Source organism: Rhizobium leguminosarum, assembly GCF_004123835.1.
Lineage (GTDB): Bacteria > Pseudomonadota > Alphaproteobacteria > Rhizobiales > Rhizobiaceae > Rhizobium > Rhizobium leguminosarum_M.
Genome location: NZ_MZMU01000012.1, coordinates 864,132 through 882,239 on the forward strand (window position 1 = coordinate 864,132; position 18,108 = coordinate 882,239).

Sequence of the window (18,108 nt, forward strand, 5' to 3'; positions counted from 1 at the left end):
TGGTCGTGATTAGATAGTATAAACGGCAAGAACCCATGAGAAAGTTTCATAAATGGCGCGCCCCGCCGTCAACGACCTCATCGCTTTCATCGCCGTCGCGCGCGCTCAAAGCTTCACCAAGGCGGCGGGCAAGCTCGGTGTGTCGCAGTCGGCGCTCAGCCACACCATCCGAGGGCTTGAGGAACGGCTTGGACTGCGATTGCTGACACGCACGACCCGTAGCGTTTCGCCGACGGAGGCCGGCGAACGCCTGCTCGTCTCCATCGGCCCGCGGCTCGACGAGATCGAGAGCGAGCTGGCTGCCTTGAGCGCGTTCCGGGAGAAGCCGGCAGGCACCATTCGCATCAATGCCGGTGAGCATGCGGCCGATGCCGTCCTCTGGCCCGCCTTGCAAAAGCTCGTGCCTGATTATCCCGATATCAATGTCGAGATCATCGTTGACTACGGTCTGACCGACATCGTCGCGGAGCGTTACGATGCGGGAGTGCGGCTGGGAGAACAGGTGGCGAAGGACATGATCGCGGTGCGCATCGGCCCCGACATGCGCATGGCCGTGGTCGGCGCTCCCGCCTATTTCGACACCAGGTCGAAGCCGCTGACGCCGCAGGACCTTACGGATCACAATTGCATCAACCTGCGCCTGCCGACCTATGGCAGCGTTTATGCGTGGGAGTTCGAGAAGGACGGGCGCGAACTCAGGGTTCGCGTCGAAGGACAGTTGGTCTTCAACAATATAGCGCTCCGGCTGAATGCCGTGCTGGCCGGTCTGGGCCTCGCCTATATGCCGGAGAACTTGGTCGAGACGCATCTTGCCGATGGGCGGCTGGTGCGGGTCCTTGAGGATTGGTGCCTGCCGTTTTCCGGCTACCATCTCTACTATCCGAGCCGCCGGCATACGTCGCCGGCATTCGCCCTCGTCGTCGATGCGCTCCGCTATCGGGGATAGGTCTCGCCGTTTCGAGCTGTCCGGACAGGCATAGATCCGAGCTACCTAACGTTCAATCGATTGGCTCTTGCTGGAGGTGAAATCATGCCCGCCAGTGATTTGACATTCCTTCGCTCGCCGCTAATTCACACTTGAAATTGAAGGAAACAGTGAATGAATACTGCGGCACCTGCCACGAAAGCCCGGACCGGGGTGTCCGGTTTGGACACAATTCTGGCAGGGGGGCTTTCGCCGGGACACGTGTTTCTTTTGGAGGGGAATCCAGGAGCGGGCAAGACGACGATCGCGCTACAGTTCCTGATCGAGGGCGCACGGGTCGGCGAGCGCGGGCTCTACATTACGCTGTCCGAAACCGACGCCGAACTCCGGGCCGGCGCCGCATCCCACGGCATGATCATCGACGGCAATATCGAGGTGTTCGAGGTCGTGCCTCCGGAAAGCCTGCTGGATGCCGACCAACAGCAGAGCCTGCTTTATTCGTCGGATCTTGAACTCGGTGAGACGACAAGAGAAATTTTCGCCGCCTTCGAGCGGATCAAGCCGAGCCGGGTGGTTCTCGACAGCCTGTCCGAGATAAGGCTTCTCGCACAAAGCTCGCTGCGCTACCGCCGGCAGATTCTTGCGCTCAAACATTATTTTGCCCGACAAGGGGCGACCGTGCTTCTCCTCGACGATCTGACCTCCGACACGCTCGACAAGACGGTACACAGCGTCGTGCACGGGGTTATCCATCTCGACGAGCTGGCGCCGAATTACGGCTCCGAACGGCGACGCCTGAGGGTGATGAAATACCGCGGGCAGGCTTTTCGCGGCGGCTACCACGACTTCACCATCCAGACCGGCGGTGTCGTGGTGTTTCCGCGTCTCGTCGCCGCAGAACACAGGTTGAATTATGTTCGCGATCAGCTTCCCAGCAATATTGCAGAGCTGGACCTTCTTCTGGGCGGAGGGCTCGAGCGAGGGTCCAGTACACTGATCCTCGGTCCCGCCGGCACCGGCAAGAGCACTTTCTCGTTTCAATTCTTGATGGCGGCCATCGCGCGCGGAGAAAAGGCGGCTGCCTTTATTTTCGATGAGGAGCTCGGTTTGCTTTTCGCCCGCCTGAAACAGCTCGGGATAGATCTCGAGGGACTGAGGGATGAGGGTTTGGTGCACATCGAGCAGCTCGATGCCGCGGAACTGTCACCCGGCGAATTTGCCCACCGCGTGCGGACCTGCGTCGACAGGTCGGGCGCCAAGACCGTCATCATCGACAGCATCAATGGCTACCAGGCTTCGATGCCGGATGAAAATTCGCTGATATTGCATATGCACGAGCTGCTGCAATATCTGAACAGACAAGGCGCGAACACCTTCCTTACGGTCGCCCAGCATGGACTGGTCGGCGATATGAAATCACCTGTTGACGTTACCTACCTCGCCGATACCGTCATCCTCCTGCGTTACTTCGAGGCCGTGGGACGTGTTCGGCGGGCGGTCTCCGTCATCAAGAAGAGGACCGGCCACCACGAGGACACCATCCGGGAGTATCGGATCGATGCGGAAGGCCTGACGATCGGAGACCCCATCGTCGGTTTTCAGGGGGTGCTTCGTGGCGTCCCGGACTTCGTTGCAAAGTCCGCTGCGCTTTTGCCAACCGACAGTGAGGACGGCGGCAATTCCTAATTCCAGTAACCCGAAGGCACTGATCTATGCACCGGCCGGACGCGATGCCCAGGTTGCGGCATCCTTGACCGATGAGGCCGGACTATCATCGATCGCAGTTGCCGATTTGAATCTCTTCGCGTCGTCGCTGGATGACGACATCGCGGTTGGCGTGTTGACGGAAGAGGCCGTTCGCGGCAGTGACCTGAAACCGATTGCTGCCTGGGTTGCCGCCCAGCCAAGCTGGTCCGACCTGCCGTTCATCGTCCTCACCCGCCGCGGTGGCGGACCTGAACGAAATCCAGCCGCTGCCAGGCTTTCCGAGGTTCTCGGTAATGTCGCTTTTCTGGAGAGGCCGTTCCATGCGACGTCCTTTATCAGCGTTGCCCGCACAGCTTTAAAGGGACGTCTGCGCCAATACGAAGCGCGAGCCCGGCTCGAGGCTCTGAGCGAGGGAGAACGGCGATTGCAGACGGCACTCGCCGCCGGCCGTCTCGGGGCATGGGAGCTGGAACTGTCCTCGATGGCCTTGTCGGCCTCGGCGACCTGCAAGGCAGTCTTCGGCCGCAGCCCGGATGACGATGTGACGCGCGACGATCTGATCGCAAGCATCCACCCCGACGACCGGGATCTTGTGCTGGCGCGCCTGCGCCAGACGATCGATACCGGACGCGACTATTCGATCGAGCACAGGACGATCTGGCCGGATGGATCGCTGCATTGGACCGAGGTCCACGCGCAGCTTTATTCCGACAGATATGGTTCCGCCAGGAAACTCGTCGGCGTCTGCTCCGATACCACCGTCCGCAAGACCATCGAGGAAAATCTGAGACGGCTCAATGAAAACCTCGAAGAGCGTGTGAGGGAACGGACCAAAGAGGTCAACGCCGCTCACCAGACCCTGCTCGAGGAAGTCGCCCAGCGTGAAAGAGCCGAGGAGCAGCTTCGCCAATCGCAAAAGATGGAGGCGATCGGCCAGCTGACCGGCGGCGTAGCACACGACTTCAACAATCTGCTGATGGTCGTTCTTGGAAATCTGGAGCTGCTCGGCAAGCACGTTGCCGGAGATGCCAAGGCGACACGTTTGGTCGACGGGGCAATTCAGGGCGCGCGACGCGGGGCGGCGTTGACGCAGCGGCTGCTGGCTTTTGCCAGGCAGCAGGATCTGCAGGTCAAGCCCGTCGATCTGGCCGAGCTGGTCTCCGGCATGAACGACCTGCTGCGGCGCTCAGTCGGATCCTCGATCAGCATCGAAACCACCCTGCCGGCGACGCTGCCGCCGGCGCTGGTGGATGCGAACCAGCTCGAATTGGCGCTGCTCAACCTTGCGGTCAATGCCCGCGATGCGATGCCGGATGGCGGGACGTTGGCCATATCGCTGCGCGAGGAGCAGGTGGCCGGCGATGACGGCGCTCTCGGCGAGGGGGCCTATCTTGTGCTGGGAGTGGCCGACAGCGGCACCGGCATGGACGCAGAGACGCTGAAGAAGGCAGTCGATCCGTTTTTCTCGACCAAGGAACTCGGAAAGGGCACGGGCCTCGGCTTATCGATGATCCACGGACTTGCCGTTCAGCTCAATGGCGCACTTCTTCTGACAAGCGAGCCTGGGGTTGGAACGACCGCCGAGCTGTGGCTTCCGGCGACTGAACGGCGCCCCGAGCGGCCGGCCGAAGCGGAACTGCCCGTTCCGCAAGCTGCATCCAGACTGAAGATCCTTCTGGTCGATGACGATGCCTTGATCGCCATGAGTTCGGTCGACATGCTTGAAGATCTCGGCCACGAGGTCGTCGAAGCAAACTCCGGCTCGCAGGCGCTGGAATTGATCAGCGGCCAGCATTTCGACCTTGTCATAACCGACTATTCGATGCCTGGTATGACCGGCGCACAGCTTGCCCAGGCCGCGCGGGACATTCATCCGGCATTGCCGATCGTGCTGGCGACAGGTTACGCCGATCTTCCCGCCGGTACCGACATCGATCTTCCGAGATTGGCAAAGCCCTATGATCAGGCTCAGCTCGCCAAGGAAATCGCCAAGGCGATGGCAAGCGAAACGGCTCCGCTTCTTAGATCCGGCGGCGACGCAGGTGGTTCAAAGCTTCGCCTGTGCAAGGCCAACGATGTCAGCGATGAAATCGGCGATGGCGCCTGTGTCGTCTAGATCGAAGACCGGCAGGGCCGTATCCGTGACCGCATGATCGGCGGCGATGGCGCAGATATGGGGATCGCTCGGCGCCAGCGGTTCGCGATTGGCGGCCTCCAGCCGGCGGGCCTCTATCTTCGGGATCGGTTCGCGCTTGTAGCCTTCGATCAGCACGAGATCGCAGGGCGCGAGACGGGCGAGGATCTCCTCGAATTCGGGTTCGGGTGCGCCGCGCAGCTCGTGCATGATGGCGTAGCGGGTGCCGGAGACGATGGTGACCTCATGGGCGCCGGCCTGGCGGTGGCGGTAGCTGTCGGCCCCGACCTTGTCGATGTCGAAATCATGATGGGCGTGCTTGATCGTCGAGATCCTGTAGCCGCGGCGGGTGAACTCCGTCACCAGCCGCACCGCGAGCCCGGTCTTGCCCGAGTTCTTCCAGCCGGCGATACCGAAGATTTTCGGTGCGGTCATGCGCGAAGGGCCTCCAGCCAGCGTTCCGCCTCGACCAGATCATCAGGCGTATTGATGTTGAAGAAGGGATCGAGCAAGCTGGCGCGGGTCGGATGCAGCGGAAACGCTACTTCCGTGACGTCATGCCGTAGCAGGAAGTCGCGTACGCGGCGCTTCTCGTCGGTGGCGATCCAGGCTTCGAGATCGGCGGCCAGCGTCACCGGCCAGAGCCCGAAAACGGGATGGCTGCGGCCCTCGGAGGCGGCAATGGCGATCTGCGACGGGTGCTCGATTGCGGCCGCCAGCCGGGCGACGAGATCGGCCGGGAAGAACGGGCAATCGACCGAGACGGTGACGACATGGGTGATCGAGGGCAGGCCGGCGGCATAGACCATGGCGGCATGGATGCCGGCCATCGGCCCGGCCTTGCCGCGAAAACGGTCGGGAACGACAGGCACGTCCTCGGCGGCGGCATCGGCATTGACGGCAACGAACAAGGCCTGCTGCGAGAGGCGGGTCAGCACATGGCGGAGCAGGCTCTCGGCCCCAAGCATTACGCCCGCCTTGTCGCGGCCCATGCGCTGCGAGCGGCCGCCGGCCAATACGACGCCCGCTACAAGAGATTTATCCAACGAGAATTCAGCCATCATCCTTCCTCAAACCGGCGCGCGCGGCGCGGATTCCTGCGCGATCGGCGACACGCGGCGCTTGGCCTCACGATAGAACGTATAGAGGCCCGAGGCGATGACGATCGCAGCCCCCACGAGCGTCCAGCTGTCAGGCACTTCGGCGAAGAAAAAGAAGCCGAGCACAGAAGAGAAGATCAGGCTGGTATAGCGGAATGGCGCGACGAAGGAGATTTCGCCGGTGCGCATGGCGAGGATGACCGACTGGTAGCCAACGAGCACCAGCACCGAAGCGAGCACGAGATGCCCAAGGGCAGCGGCGCTGACCGGCTGCCAGCCGCCGAGCACCGGAATGAGCAGCGCACCGAAGAAGGAGGCTGACATGGCGGTGATGACGGTTATCATCAGCGAGGGAATTTCCGGGCTGATGGTTCGGGTGGCGAGATCGCGGCCGGCCGTCGTCAGCACCGCGGCGACGCAGAGGAGGGCGGCGGCGGTGAATCCATCAGGGCCGGGGCGGATGATGATCATCACGCCGACGAGGCCGACGAGGATCGCCGACCAGCGCCGCCAGCCGACCGGCTCGCCGAAGAAGAGCGCCGCACCGAAGGTGACGACCAGCGGCAGCGACTGCAGGATCGCCGAGGCATTGGCAATCGGCATCATGCCGAGCGCGGTGATATAGGTGACGGCGGAGAGCATCTCGCAGATGATCCTGAAGATGATCATCGGCTGCAGCATGATGCGCCAGGAGCGCAGCGCCCCCATTTTCCAGGCGATCAGATAGACGAGCAGGCTGGTGAAGAGGCCGCGCAGAAACATGATCTCGCCGGCGTTCATATAGGCGATCACCGATTTGGATAGAGCGTCGCTTGCGGAAAATCCGGCCATCGCCATGGTCATATAGATGGCGCCCTCAGTATTGCGTGACCGCGGCATGAAGAGATTCCCGTTACCTGTGCGCCCCTTTTAGTCGCGAAGATGTATGAAGGGAATCGGATGGATGTCACACCAAGCATAAATCGATGATGCGGTGCACAATGGCACTGATGTCACCACAGGCGTGGGCGCAACTCTCCGCAAATCCCCGTTTTATAAGGTGAATTCCGATATTTCCGACGCCGCAATCAAGGCGTCGATGAGGACGCGCCGTCGCGCTGCCGGTTCGGCCATAGGCGTTTTTCTCTTCCTGCGCGGGAAACGGGTGGCTGCATCGCCTGATCTTTGAGCATCTCAGATCTCGCAACAACCCAGGAGAGACCGATATGACACTTCTCAACGACAAGATCGCAATCATCACCGGCGCAAGCTCCGGCATCGGCCGCGCGGCGGCGAAACTCTTTGCGCGGGAAGGCGCCAAGCTCGTGGTCACCGGCCGGCGGCAGGACGCGCTCGATGCCGTCATCGCGGAAATCGAGGCGGAGGGTGGTCAGGCCGTCGCCATATCCGGCGATGTCAGAGACGAGGCTCTGCAGGCAAGGCTCGTCGAGACGGCAGTCTCGCGTTTCGGCCGGCTCGACATCGCCTTCAACAATGCCGGCATCATCGGTGAGATGGGGCCGGTCGCCGGGCTGTCGCTGGAGGGCTGGCGCGAGACGATCGAGACCAATCTCACCGCCGCCTTCCTCGGCGCCAAGCACCAGTCGGCGGCGATGGGAAAAGGCGGCGGATCGCTGATCTTTACCTCGACTTTCGTCGGCCACACCGTCGGCATGCCCGGCATGGCCGCCTATGCGGCGAGCAAGGCGGGGCTGATCGGCTTCGTGCAGGTGCTCGCCGCTGAACTCGGAGCGCAGAAGATCCGCGTCAACGCACTGCTTCCCGGCGGCACCGACACACCCGCCAGCATTACCAACGCGCCTGATGCCACGCCGGAGGTGCTCGCCTTCGTGGAGGGGCTGCATGCGTTGAAACGCATGGCGAAACCCGAAGAGATCGCCAATGCGGCGCTTTTCCTCGCCTCCGACATGTCAAGCTTCGTGACCGGCACGGCGATGCTGGCGGATGGTGGGGTTTCGATCAGCCGGACATAGGGGCAGGAAATAGGGTGTGCTGTGGCAACCAGCCGTGCGCGTCTGGGACCCAGCCACCCGCCCTCGTCCTTCGAGGCTCCGGCCTTTGGCCTGCGCACCTCGGGATGAGGGCTAGTTGTGGTGCCGTGGGGCTTGGCACGCCCTCCCTCCAGCCTCATCCTGAGGTGCCCCGCAGGGGCCTCGAAGGACGGGGCTGGCCGCTTTGCGCAGATCAGGCGACTTCGCGTACGTCTCTTGCCGCCTGGCGGTCGAGGTAGGCGACCAGGTCCTCGATGGTGACGAGGGGCAGGTTGTGGCGTTCGGCAAAGAGCGTGAGTTCGGGCAGGCGGGACATGGTGCCGTCGTCATTGGCGACTTCGCAGATGACGCCGGCGGGGATCCTTCCGGCGAGGCGGGCGAGATCGACGGCGGCTTCGGTGTGGCCGGAGCGCCCGAGCACGCCGCGGGGGTTGGCGCGGAGCGGAAAGATGTGGCCGGGGCGAGCGAAATCGGCGGGCTTTGCGCGATCGTCCACCAGGGCGCTGACGGTGGCGGCACGGTCCGCCGCAGAAATGCCTGTCGTCGTGCCCTTGAGATAATCGACCGAGACCGTGAAGGCAGTTTTCTGCGATTCCGTGTTGTTGGGCACCATCAGCGGAATATCGAGCGCATCAAGACGCTCGCCTTCCATGGCGATGCAGACAAGGCCGCGAGCGTGGGTCATCATGAAGGCGATTGTTTCGGGAGTGACGGCGTCGGCCGCGACCACGATATCGCCCTCGTTTTCCCGGTTCTGGTCGTCGACGACGACGACCATCTTGCCGCTGGCAATGGCTGAAATGGCATCTTCAATTGTTGCGATAGTCATGCTGTCTGGCCTTTCAAGGGTTATGTCAGCGGACTGACATGGTCTGCTCGGCTCAATCCGTGAGCGAGCCTTCTGCCCTTGGGCGAACAAACGTCAGCCGACTCCGGGATGGAGTGCGACTGCCCGTGTTGTCCTCTTCCGTCCGGACTATACCGTCGGCTCCGGCATCTCACCGGATCTGCTGACCTTTCGGCCTGCAACGCCATTTGCGCATCCGAAAGATGCGCGGCGCTGTAGTGCCGGAAGCGCTCGCGGGCTCCAGGATTGCTCCTGATACCGCCGGTGGGGAATTACACCCCGCCCTGAGAACACTTCAAAGATAGGATCAAAAACAGGCGGATGGCAAGGTCACTCGACCAGGCAAAAATGCAAAGCTGCCCTAACGCCGATGGACACACTGTTCACACGGAGGCGACGACCGTGTCGCCTTCCGCACTTCGCTGGTGGTGCTCTTTGTTCGATACATGTCGTTGTCCCAAAACCGCTACGCACTTTTGGGCGCCTGCATCAGGACATGATCAGGCCGCCGTCGACATTGATCGTCTGGCCGGTGATATAGGCAGCGTCATCGCTGGCGAGGAAGGTCACCAGGCCGGCGACATCTTCGCCAGAGCCGGCCCGTTTCATCGGGATGCCCTCGACCCATTCCTTCATCAGCTCGCCGGGGGCGTAGTTGCCGAGCAGCTTGCCCCAGGCCTGGTCGTTATAGGCCCACATGTCGGTCTCGATGATGCCGGGGCAGAAGGCGTTGACGGTGATCTTCTCGGTCGCGACTTCCTTGGCCAGACTCTGGGTGATGCCGACGACGCCCATTTTCGAAGCGGCGTAATGCGGCGTGTAGATGAAGCCGTCGCGGGCCTGGCCGGAAGCGGTGTTGATGATGCGGCCGCCGCGCTTGTGCTTGCGCATCCTTGATATCGCCTCCTGGGCGCAGAGGAAGACGCCCTTGGTGTTGACGGCCATGACCTTGTCCCACTCGTTTTCGGTCAGGTCCTCGACGCGGGCGATGGTGATGACGCCGGCATTCTGGATCGAAACGTCGACCGAGCCGAATTCCTTCTCGGCGGCATCATAGAGGGCGGTGACGCTTGCCTTGTCGGTGACATCGCCGATGAAGGAGATCGCCTTGCCGCCTTCGGCCCGGATTTGTTCGGCGACGCCGTGGACCAGGTCCTCATTGGCCGATACGACGAGATTGGCGCCTTCTTTCGCAAAGCGTTTGGCGATCGCCGCTCCGATGCCGCGGCTACCCCCGGTAATGACGACAGTCTTCTGCTCAAAGCGTTTCATGCTCTTTCCTTGTGTCCGTCGATAAACAGCAAAGCTGGGTGCGACCTACCATGCGATCATTATTAGAGCTCAACCGGTTGTCGCAAATTCAGGCAGTCTTGAGCGCCGATGACGACGCCCCGAGCCATCCGCCCGTTCGATCGGCGTGAAGGGCGGGCAGACGACGATATCGCACGCCGTCATACCCGTTGGTCCCTTCAGCGCCTCGATCTCAGCCAGGGAGGAAGCGAGACCGTGCATTTTCCAGCGGCGGCAATGAGCTTTCTCATCGCATCACCAGCAGCAGAAACCGCCGTCGACGAGAAGATCGACGCCGGTCACGAAACTTGCCGCATTCGACAGCAGGAACACCGCCGGACCTACCATCTCATCCACCGCTGCCATTCGCTGCATTGGCGTCTGCTCTTCGAAGAGCTTGGTCTGATGAACCATCTCGGGACGGGTGTTCATGGGCGTTGCCGTGTATCCGGGGGAGATGGTGTTGACGCGAATGCCGCGGTCGACCCATTCCATCGCCATGGACTTCGACATATGGATGACGCCCGCCTTGGAGGCGTTATAGTGCGCTTGGCTCAGCCCGCGGTTTACGATCACACCGGACATGGAAGCGATGTTGACGATGGAGCCGCGTCCATTCTTCAGCATGGCGCGAGCCTCTGCCTGGCAGGAAAGAAAGACGCCTTTCAGGTTGATATCCATCAACGTCTGATATTGGTCCTCCTCCATCTCTTCCGCAGCGTTCGCGTTAGCGATGCCCGCCGCGTTGACTGCAAGTGTCAATGGGCCGAGATCGGCCTCGGTACGTGCTATTGCCTCTCCAAGGGAAGATTTGCTCGTGACATCCGCCGCGATCTGGATCGAGCGGCGGCCGGCGGCGCGAGTATGTTCAGCCGTCTTGGCCAATCCGTCGTCGGTTCGGCGGTCGAGCAGCGCCACGTCGGCGCCGCATTGCGCAAGGCCGATGGCAATGCGCTGCCCAATGCCGCTCCCGGCTCCGGTAACGATGGCAACCTGGCCGCTGAGATCGAAAAGCTTCGGGGCGTTCAGAGTGATGTCGGACACCGCTCTTCCTTTCTCTGTCTGTTTAGATGGTGGCTAGCTCCATGACCGAAACGTCATTTGCCTGGTCACGATTGAGAATGCCTGCCTGTTTGCCTTGTGCAAGCACGAGAATGCGATTGGAGACTCCGAGAACCTCCTCGAGGTCCGAGCTTACGACGATGACCGCCACGCCCCGTTTGGCAAGATTGACGATGATGTCGTAGATGCCGGCTCGGGCGCCGACGTCGATGCCTCTCGTCGGTTCGTCGAGCACGACGACCTTAGGATCGCGCATCAGCCATTTCGCGATGACCACCTTCTGCTGGTTGCCGCCGGACAGGTCCGAGGCATATTGCTCCGCACGGCCCTTCACGCCGAACTTGGCCACTGCCTTATCTGCAAACGAGCGCTTGACGCTCGGCGTAATCCAACGCCCGCCCAGCTTGTCGAGATTGGCATAGATAATGTTCTCGCCGATCCGGTGCCCGACAACGAGGCCCTGCTCTTTGCGGTCTTCCGGAACCATCACGATGCCCTTGGCGATCGCATCCGCCGGATCGCGCAGCCTGAGTTCTTCGCCTTCGAGCTTGATCGAACCTGCACTGATTGGGTCCGCGCCCGAAATGGCGCGGACAAGTTCGGTGCGGCCGGCGCCGACCAGTCCGGCGATTCCGAGAATTTCCCCGGCGCGCACATCGAAGGTAACGTCACGGAACGAGTTGTCCGGCGAGCACAGCCCCGACACCTGGAGTACTGGATGGTCAGTCGGAACCGGCAGGGCAGGGAACAAGCGGTCAAGCGGGCGTCCGACCATGCTCTCGACGATCGTTCGCACCGGTGTCGCGCTGTCGGGGAACTCCTGGACGCGCTCGCCATCGCGAAGAACGACGATCCGGTCGGTTATTCGCTTGATCTCTTCCATGCGGTGGGAAATGTAGACGATGCCGACACCTTCTGAGCGAAGCTTCCGAACCTGTTCGAAAAGAGCTTCCGTCTCCGCGCCGCCAAGGGCGGCTGTCGGCTCATCGAGGATCAGGAGCTTTGCGTTGAGAGCCAGCGCCTTGGCGATCTCGATAAGTTGCTGGTTTGCTGTGGAAAGGCCGGCGACCGTCCGCGTTGCAGGGATGTGAAGGTTCAATCGAGCGAGCTGGTCCTGGGCCCGGCGAACCATCTGGGCGCGGTCGACGACGCCGTTCTTCATCGGCCAACGTCCGATGAAGACGTTTTCCGCGATCGACAGCTGCGGCAGAAGCTGCAGCTCCTGGTGGATCAGGACAACGCCCTTGTCGATCGCTTCCCTTGGGGTGGCCGGGGCATAAGGCTGCCCCAGCCATGTCATTGATCCTTCGGACGGTGTGCGTGACCCGGCGATGATGCCTGATAGCGTTGACTTGCCCGCTCCGTTTTCACCGAGAAGTGCAACCACTTCGCCCGGATAGACGTCCAAGCTGACATTCTTCAGAACCTGGAGCGGCCCATACCATTTGGATATGCCCCTCAGGGAAAGAACTGGATCAGTCACGGCACACCTCCTCAAGACCTCAACTTCATTACGGATGGTTGGCGATGAAGCCTGCGACGTTTTCCTTGGTTGTCAGCGTGGCATCCAGGAGCTGGACCGGTGGCACCTTTTCTCCGGCGACAAGCTTGGCGGCGTTTTCAACCGCGTCGCGGCCCATCTTCTGCGTCTGCTGGGTCGCAGTTACGTTGAAGACACCCTTGCTGAGCGCTTCGAGAGCTGCGGTGTCACCATCGAAGCCGCCAACCACGATCTTCTGGGAAGGATTGGCGACCTTGATCGCCTGCGCGGCGCCAAGGGCGAGGCCGTCGGCCTGGGCGAACACGATCGAAACGTCCGGATTTGCCTGCAGCATATTCTGCATGATCTGGAATCCTTCGTCCTGGCTCCAGATGTTCGAGAACTGCTCGGCGACAACCTTGACGTCCGGATATGCTTTGAGAGATTCAGCGCAACCCTTCGAACGATCGACTTCCGGCGTTGTGCCCTTCTGGCCGTGGATGATGACCATCTTCCCCTTGCCGCCGGCTTCCTTCAGGATGTAGTCGCATACGGCCTTGGCAGACGCGACGGAATCCGTTGCAAGGAAGGTATCGCCGGGTGCTCCCTCGGCGTTGCGGTCAACGTTCACGACCGGGATACCAGCGCTCTTTGCGAGCTTGACCGGAACGGTCGCAGCCGCCGCGCCGGCCGGAATGTAGATCAGCGCGTCGATTTTCTGGGTTAGAAGATCCTGGATCTGGTTGACCTGTGTCGGCCCGTCGCCCTTTGCGTCGACCGTGATGACTTCGATGCCGCGCTTCTTGGCTTCGGCTTCGACGGATTGTTTGATCTGGTTGAAGAAGTTTGCCTGAAGGTTGGCAACGGCCAGGCCGAGCTTCTTCAGTTCCGCCGCATGTACGGGGCCGAGCATGAGACCGAGCAGGGCAGCAGACGCGAGCATGGTGCGCGCAATTTTCATTGTATTTCCTCCGTTGTTTGATGGAACCCTCGGGTATGTCCTCCCCCTCGGGGTATTGATCCGCCCCAAACCCTTGGAGCGGAATTCCTGGTCCGCCGACGCGGCGGACCTCGTTTGTCAGGCGCGACGCCGACGAATAGTCTCCGCGCCGACCGCGAGCACGATGACGATGCCGATGATCACTTGCTGCAGGAATGGCGAGACGTTGAGAAGATTGAGCCCGTTGCGAAGGACGCCGATGATAAGAACGCCGATCAGTGTTCCTCCGATACCGCCCGCGCCCCCCGAAAGCGAAGTCCCGCCGATGACGACCGCTGCGATGGTGTCCAATTCATAGCCCAGACCGCTGGACGGCTGGACGGAATCCAGCCTGGCGGCGAGTACGATGCCTGCGAGCCCCGCAAGGACTGAACTTGCGACGTAGACGCCAATCGTCACGAGCGGAACGTTGATACCCGCAAGGCGCGCGACTTCTGGATTTCCTCCCACCGCGTAGAGCATGCGACCTTCGGACCGGAAGTGCAGGAAAAGCCAGGCCGCAAGAACAACCGCAAGCATGAGAAACACAGTGGCTGTCAACACGCCGAAATGGCGATCGATTGCCAGCATCATGAACCAGTCGGGGAATCCGACGATCTGCTGGCCGTCCGTGATCATATTTGCGACGCCGCGAGCCGCGGACATCATCGCAAGAGTGGCAATAAACGCTGGAACCCTGAACTGCGTCACCAGAAGTCCGACGATCAGGCCCGAAACGCCCGATGCGACCAGAGCAAAAACGATCCCGACCGGCAACGGTAGGCCGGCGACATTCGCAGTCCAGCCCATGACCATCATCGCAAGAGCGAGTGCCGAGCCGACGGAAAGATCGATGCCGCCGATCAGAATGACAAAGGTCATTCCGACGGCCATGATGCCGAGGACAGTGATCTGATCGAGGATGTTGAGACCGTTCCGAACCGAAAGAAACGTGTCAGTGCTGAGGCTCAGGAAAACGCAAAGCGCGAGCAGCCCCACGAGCGGGCCGGTGGCTCCCTTGAGCTTGCTCAACCAGGCGCCGGACGAAAGCCCGTGTTCATTGATATCGAGCGCCACCATTGTTCCTCCCTATGCCTAGGCTGACTGCTAATTCATTCTGCGAATAAATATTCACTGATGCTGGAAAATTCATTAACAAGTTGCTTTCCGGCTGTCAACAGGATTTCTAGACTTGCAACTGTTGGTGTAGCACTTAAAGGGCTTGACTAATCGGTGTCTTGTGCAAAAATATTGATAACTGAATATTTATGCATGAGAGGAATCCATGAATACGACAGAACTCGAGCGGGTCGCTCGCGAGATCCGATTGCGCGATCTCCAGGCGGTCTTTGAAGCGGGCGCCGGCCATATTGGCGGGGAAATGTCGGTCATCGACATTTTGACTGCCCTCTATTTTCGTGTGCTGAATGTTTGGCCCGATCAACCGAAGCACCCCGACCGCGACAGGTTCGTTCTTTCGAAGGGACATACTGCATGCGCGCTGTATGTGACGCTCGCAAAACGCGGCTTCATCCCGGAGGAAGAGATTTCCACCTTTTTGCAGCCGCATTCGAGGCTGAACGGGCATCCAAATTGCAACAAGGTTCCTGGCGTCGAAACGAATACCGGGCCACTCGGCCACGGTCTTCCAGTCGCAATAGGAATGGCAAAAGCCGCCAAACTCTCAGGTGCGAAATATCACACCTATGTCGTCACCGGCGACGGTGAGATGCAGGAGGGCTCCAACTGGGAAGCGATCATGGCGGCCGCGCAGTTCAAGCTCGATAACTTGACGCTGGTCATCGACCACAACAGGTTCCAGCAGGGCGCCGCCCTGGCGGAAACCAACGATCTCGCCCCGCTTCGTCCGAAGCTTGAAGCTTTTGATTGGGAAGTCACCGAGATCAACGGGAACAATATGAGCGAGGTCGTTTCAGCCCTCGAACACCGGGGATCGAGACCGCATTGCATCGTGGCCCACACCAACAAGGGCCATGGAATCTCGTTCATGCAAGACCGAGTCGACTGGCACCACAAGGTACCGAGCAAGGAACAATACGAAATCGCATTGGCAGAATTGTCGGAGGCACTGTAATGAACGCGCCAATAAACGCACCCAAGCTCTACGATTGCCGCGACGCATTCGCCACTACGCTTGAGCGGCTGGCAGCCGAAAACGAAACGATCGTTGCCGTCTGCAACGACTCCGTGGGCTCCTCCAAGCTCGGCGGCTTCAAGGCGAAATTTGGAGAGCGTCTCGTCAATGTCGGCATCGCCGAGCAGAACATGGTGGGGGTTGCAGCAGGCCTCGCCAATGGCGGACGCCTTCCGTTCGTGTGCGCCGCCGCTCCGTTTCTAACGGGACGGTCGCTGGAGCAGATCAAGGCCGATATTTCGTATTCAAATGCCAACGTCAAGCTGGTCGGCATTTCTTCCGGAATGGCGTATGGCGAACTCGGCCCGACCCATCACTCGATCGAAGACTTCGCCTGGACGCGGGTTCTGCCTAATCTTCCGGTCATTGCGCCTTGTGACCGCATCGAAACAGCTGCTGCGGTTGAGTGGGCCGCGGCCTACAACGGCCCCTGTTTCCTGCGTCTGTCTCGCGTAGGTGTGCCTGATCTTCTTCCGGAGGGTCACAAATTCGAACTTGGCAAGGCAAACCTCCTTCGCCAGGGTTCTGACGTCACCCTTATCGCAAACGGCACTTTGACTCATCGAATCTTAAAGGCTGCCGAGATCCTCGCAGAACGCGGCATCAACGCCAGAGTGCTCAACCTTGCAACGGTTCGTCCGATCGACGAGGACGCCATCATCGCCGCGGCGAAGGAAACCGGAGCGATCGTCACAGCCGAAGAGCATTCGATCTTTGGCGGGCTCGGTTCCGCGGTCGCCGAAGTGGTGGTCGACAATGCTCCGGTCCCGATGAAACGTCTCGGCGTTCCCGGCGTCTACGCTCCGACCGGTTCGGCAGAGTTCCTGCTCGACGAATTCGGGATGGCGCCGTCCGCAATCGCCGACGCCGCGCAGTCGCTGATCAGGCGCAAGTAACTGGGATGACGTGATCAGCCCGGACGCTTTTTGTCGTCCCGGCTGCCGTCTGATCTGGGGAGGATAGAATGCGGGCAATTCTGGCAATTGACCAGGGCACGACCAATTCAAAGGCAGTTCTGGTTTCCGAAAAGGGAGAAATTGTTGGCAGAGGTTCGGCTCCAGTCGGCATCACCTATCCGAAACCCGGCTGGGTCGAACAAGATCCACGCCGGCTCTACGCATCCGTCTGCGAGGCGATCGACGCCTGCCTGAAGGCCACTCCCGACGTGGCTGTCGAGGCCGTGGCGATTTCCAATCAACGCGAGTCAGTCACTGCCTGGGACGCCGAAACGGGAGAAGCACTTGGACCGGTGGTAAGCTGGCAGTGCCGTCGGACGGCACAGGATTGCGAACGTCTCATTGCTGAAGGCCGCCTTGACCGTGTGCAGGCGCTTACAGGCCTGCCACTGGATCCGATGTTCCCGGGTTCGAAATTCCGATGGCTGCTCGACCGTATTCGGGCCGGGCGATCGGTACGGCTGGGAACGGTCGACAGTTGGCTCGTCCACTGCCTGACGGGCGGGCGCCGGCATGTTTGCGACGCTTCGAATGCCGCCAGGAGCCAGTTGTTCGATCTCCGGGAGCAGAGATGGAGCGAGGAGCTTGGCGGGATTTTCGGCGTGGATATCGCGCTCCTCCCCGAGGTACTCGACAGCTCTGCCGACTTCGGCAGGACGCAAGGGTTGCCAGGCGTGCCGGATGGAACTCCGATCATGGCCGTGATCGGAGACAGTCATGCTGCGCTGTTCGGTCATGGAGCATTCAAGCCGGGTGATGGCAAGGTAACCTTCGGAACCGGCTCGTCGGTGATGACCACGCTTCCGCAATTTATTCCTCCACGCAACGGCGTCACAACGACCGTCGCATGGCGTCTCCATGGAAAGCCGACTTTCGCTTTCGAAGGCAATATTCTCGTCTGCGCGGCCAGTCTCCCCTGGATGGCGGGCATTCTCGGCCTTTCGGACGTGGCGGCCCTCGTCGAACTTGCGGCGAGCGCCGAACCGGGCGGACCGGGCTTCGTGCCAGCATTCGTGGGACTGGGCGCACCCTATTGGAATTCCGACGCCCGGGCCCTGTTTTCCCAGATCAACTTCAATACGACACGTGCACAAATGGCGCGGTCGGTAACCGACTCGATCGCCCTCCAGGTGCACGACGTGATCGCCGCCATGCGAGCACAAAGCGGCGGCGAGCTCGGGGCGCTCTATGTAGACGGCGGACCGAGCCAAAACCGCTTCCTGATGCAATGTGTCTCGAACCTCATCGAACATCCCGTGATCCAATGCGAAGCACCCGAGGCGTCGGCTTTGGGGGCCGCATATCTCGCGGGTCTCTCACTTGGCCTGTGGAGCGATCTTCAGGTTATCGCAGAGCTGCCCCGGAGCTCACATATCATTGACCCGGAACCGGTGGATCGAGCGGTGCTTCTGGATACTTGGAATGATGCACTTGCCCGCTCGACGGCACGCGAAACAACGGCTAATGATGAATAAAAATTCA

At 60.9% G+C, this 18,108-nt stretch carries 16 protein-coding genes and 1 riboswitch; of the genes, 7 read left to right on the plus strand and 9 right to left on the minus strand.

The window, feature by feature from the left end:
- The first annotated feature begins 52 nt into the window (after positions 1-52).
- The 3 genes from B5P46_RS21095 to B5P46_RS21105 all read left to right on the plus strand — a co-directional run bounded on the left by B5P46_RS21095 (position 53) and on the right by B5P46_RS21105 (position 4,748).
- Complete coding sequence (locus tag B5P46_RS21095) at positions 53-946, plus strand: LysR family transcriptional regulator (protein ID WP_129420412.1); 894 nt, start codon at positions 53-55, stop codon at positions 944-946.
- 153 nt (positions 947-1,099) lie between these two features.
- A complete protein-coding gene (locus tag B5P46_RS21100) occupies positions 1,100-2,611 on the plus strand; it encodes an ATPase domain-containing protein (protein WP_129420413.1) in 1,512 nt (503 codons plus the stop codon).
- Positions 2,589-4,748 carry a response regulator gene (locus B5P46_RS21105; RefSeq protein ID WP_281023428.1) on the plus strand — a complete coding sequence of 720 codons (2,160 nt, stop codon included), beginning with the start codon at positions 2,589-2,591 and terminating at the stop codon, positions 4,746-4,748. Before B5P46_RS21100 ends, B5P46_RS21105 begins: the two co-directional genes overlap by 23 nt.
- Here B5P46_RS21105 and mobB read toward each other — a convergent pair.
- The 3 genes from mobB to B5P46_RS21120 are packed head-to-tail and all read right to left on the minus strand — an operon-like array spanning position 4,680 to position 6,745.
- A complete protein-coding gene (gene mobB / locus B5P46_RS21110; RefSeq protein ID WP_129420414.1) occupies positions 4,680-5,201 on the minus strand; it encodes a molybdopterin-guanine dinucleotide biosynthesis protein B in 522 nt (173 codons plus the stop codon). The genes B5P46_RS21105 and mobB overlap by 69 nt on opposite strands.
- Positions 5,198-5,827: a molybdenum cofactor guanylyltransferase MobA gene (mobA, locus tag B5P46_RS21115; protein ID WP_129420550.1), complete on the minus strand. Its 630-nt coding sequence runs from the start codon at positions 5,825-5,827 to the stop codon at positions 5,198-5,200. Before mobA ends, mobB begins: the two co-directional genes overlap by 4 nt.
- A 9-nt stretch (positions 5,828-5,836) precedes the next feature.
- On the minus strand, positions 5,837-6,745 hold the full coding sequence (locus B5P46_RS21120; RefSeq protein ID WP_129420415.1) for a DMT family transporter: 909 nt from the start codon (positions 6,743-6,745) through the stop codon (positions 5,837-5,839).
- 326 nt (positions 6,746-7,071) lie between these two features.
- Here B5P46_RS21120 and B5P46_RS21125 point away from each other — a divergent pair, with 326 nt between their 5' ends.
- The gene (locus B5P46_RS21125; protein WP_129420416.1) at positions 7,072-7,839 is read left to right on the plus strand and encodes an SDR family oxidoreductase; all 768 of its coding nucleotides are present in this window, start codon (positions 7,072-7,074) and stop codon (positions 7,837-7,839) included.
- Positions 7,840-8,050: 211 nt separating this feature from the next.
- Here B5P46_RS21125 and ribB read toward each other — a convergent pair whose 3' ends face one another.
- The 6 genes from ribB to B5P46_RS21155 form a co-directional block, all read right to left on the minus strand.
- Entirely contained in the window at positions 8,051-8,686 is a 636-nt protein-coding gene (gene ribB, locus B5P46_RS21130) for a 3,4-dihydroxy-2-butanone-4-phosphate synthase (protein ID WP_129420417.1), read from the minus strand.
- Between the two features lie 126 nt (positions 8,687-8,812).
- Positions 8,813-9,000, minus strand: a riboswitch (FMN riboswitch).
- A gap of 193 nt (positions 9,001-9,193) precedes the next feature.
- Positions 9,194-9,976, minus strand: a complete 783-nt coding sequence (locus B5P46_RS21135; protein WP_017994294.1) for a glucose 1-dehydrogenase — start codon at positions 9,974-9,976, stop codon at positions 9,194-9,196.
- Between the two features lie 273 nt (positions 9,977-10,249).
- The gene (locus B5P46_RS21140; protein WP_129420418.1) at positions 10,250-11,038 is read right to left on the minus strand and encodes an SDR family oxidoreductase; all 789 of its coding nucleotides are present in this window, start codon (positions 11,036-11,038) and stop codon (positions 10,250-10,252) included.
- A gap of 22 nt (positions 11,039-11,060) precedes the next feature.
- Positions 11,061-12,539, minus strand: coding sequence for a sugar ABC transporter ATP-binding protein (locus B5P46_RS21145; protein ID WP_129420419.1), 1,479 nt, complete (start codon positions 12,537-12,539; stop codon positions 11,061-11,063).
- 28 nt (positions 12,540-12,567) lie between these two features.
- Positions 12,568-13,497: a sugar ABC transporter substrate-binding protein gene (locus B5P46_RS21150; protein ID WP_003540275.1), complete on the minus strand. Its 930-nt coding sequence runs from the start codon at positions 13,495-13,497 to the stop codon at positions 12,568-12,570.
- Positions 13,498-13,614: 117 nt separating this feature from the next.
- Positions 13,615-14,595 carry an ABC transporter permease gene (locus B5P46_RS21155; protein ID WP_027667634.1) on the minus strand — a complete coding sequence of 327 codons (981 nt, stop codon included), beginning with the start codon at positions 14,593-14,595 and terminating at the stop codon, positions 13,615-13,617.
- Positions 14,596-14,800: 205 nt separating this feature from the next.
- Here B5P46_RS21155 and B5P46_RS21160 point away from each other — a divergent pair, with 205 nt between their 5' ends.
- The 3 genes from B5P46_RS21160 to B5P46_RS21170 all read left to right on the plus strand — a co-directional run bounded on the left by B5P46_RS21160 (position 14,801) and on the right by B5P46_RS21170 (position 18,101).
- Positions 14,801-15,610, plus strand: a complete 810-nt coding sequence (locus B5P46_RS21160; RefSeq protein ID WP_011652254.1) for a transketolase — start codon at positions 14,801-14,803, stop codon at positions 15,608-15,610.
- Complete coding sequence (locus B5P46_RS21165) at positions 15,610-16,566, plus strand: transketolase family protein (RefSeq protein WP_062942160.1); 957 nt, start codon at positions 15,610-15,612, stop codon at positions 16,564-16,566. Before B5P46_RS21160 ends, B5P46_RS21165 begins: the two co-directional genes overlap by 1 nt.
- A gap of 68 nt (positions 16,567-16,634) precedes the next feature.
- On the plus strand, positions 16,635-18,101 hold the full coding sequence (locus tag B5P46_RS21170; protein ID WP_129420420.1) for an FGGY family carbohydrate kinase: 1,467 nt from the start codon (positions 16,635-16,637) through the stop codon (positions 18,099-18,101).
- Positions 18,102-18,108: the final 7 nt, after the last annotated feature.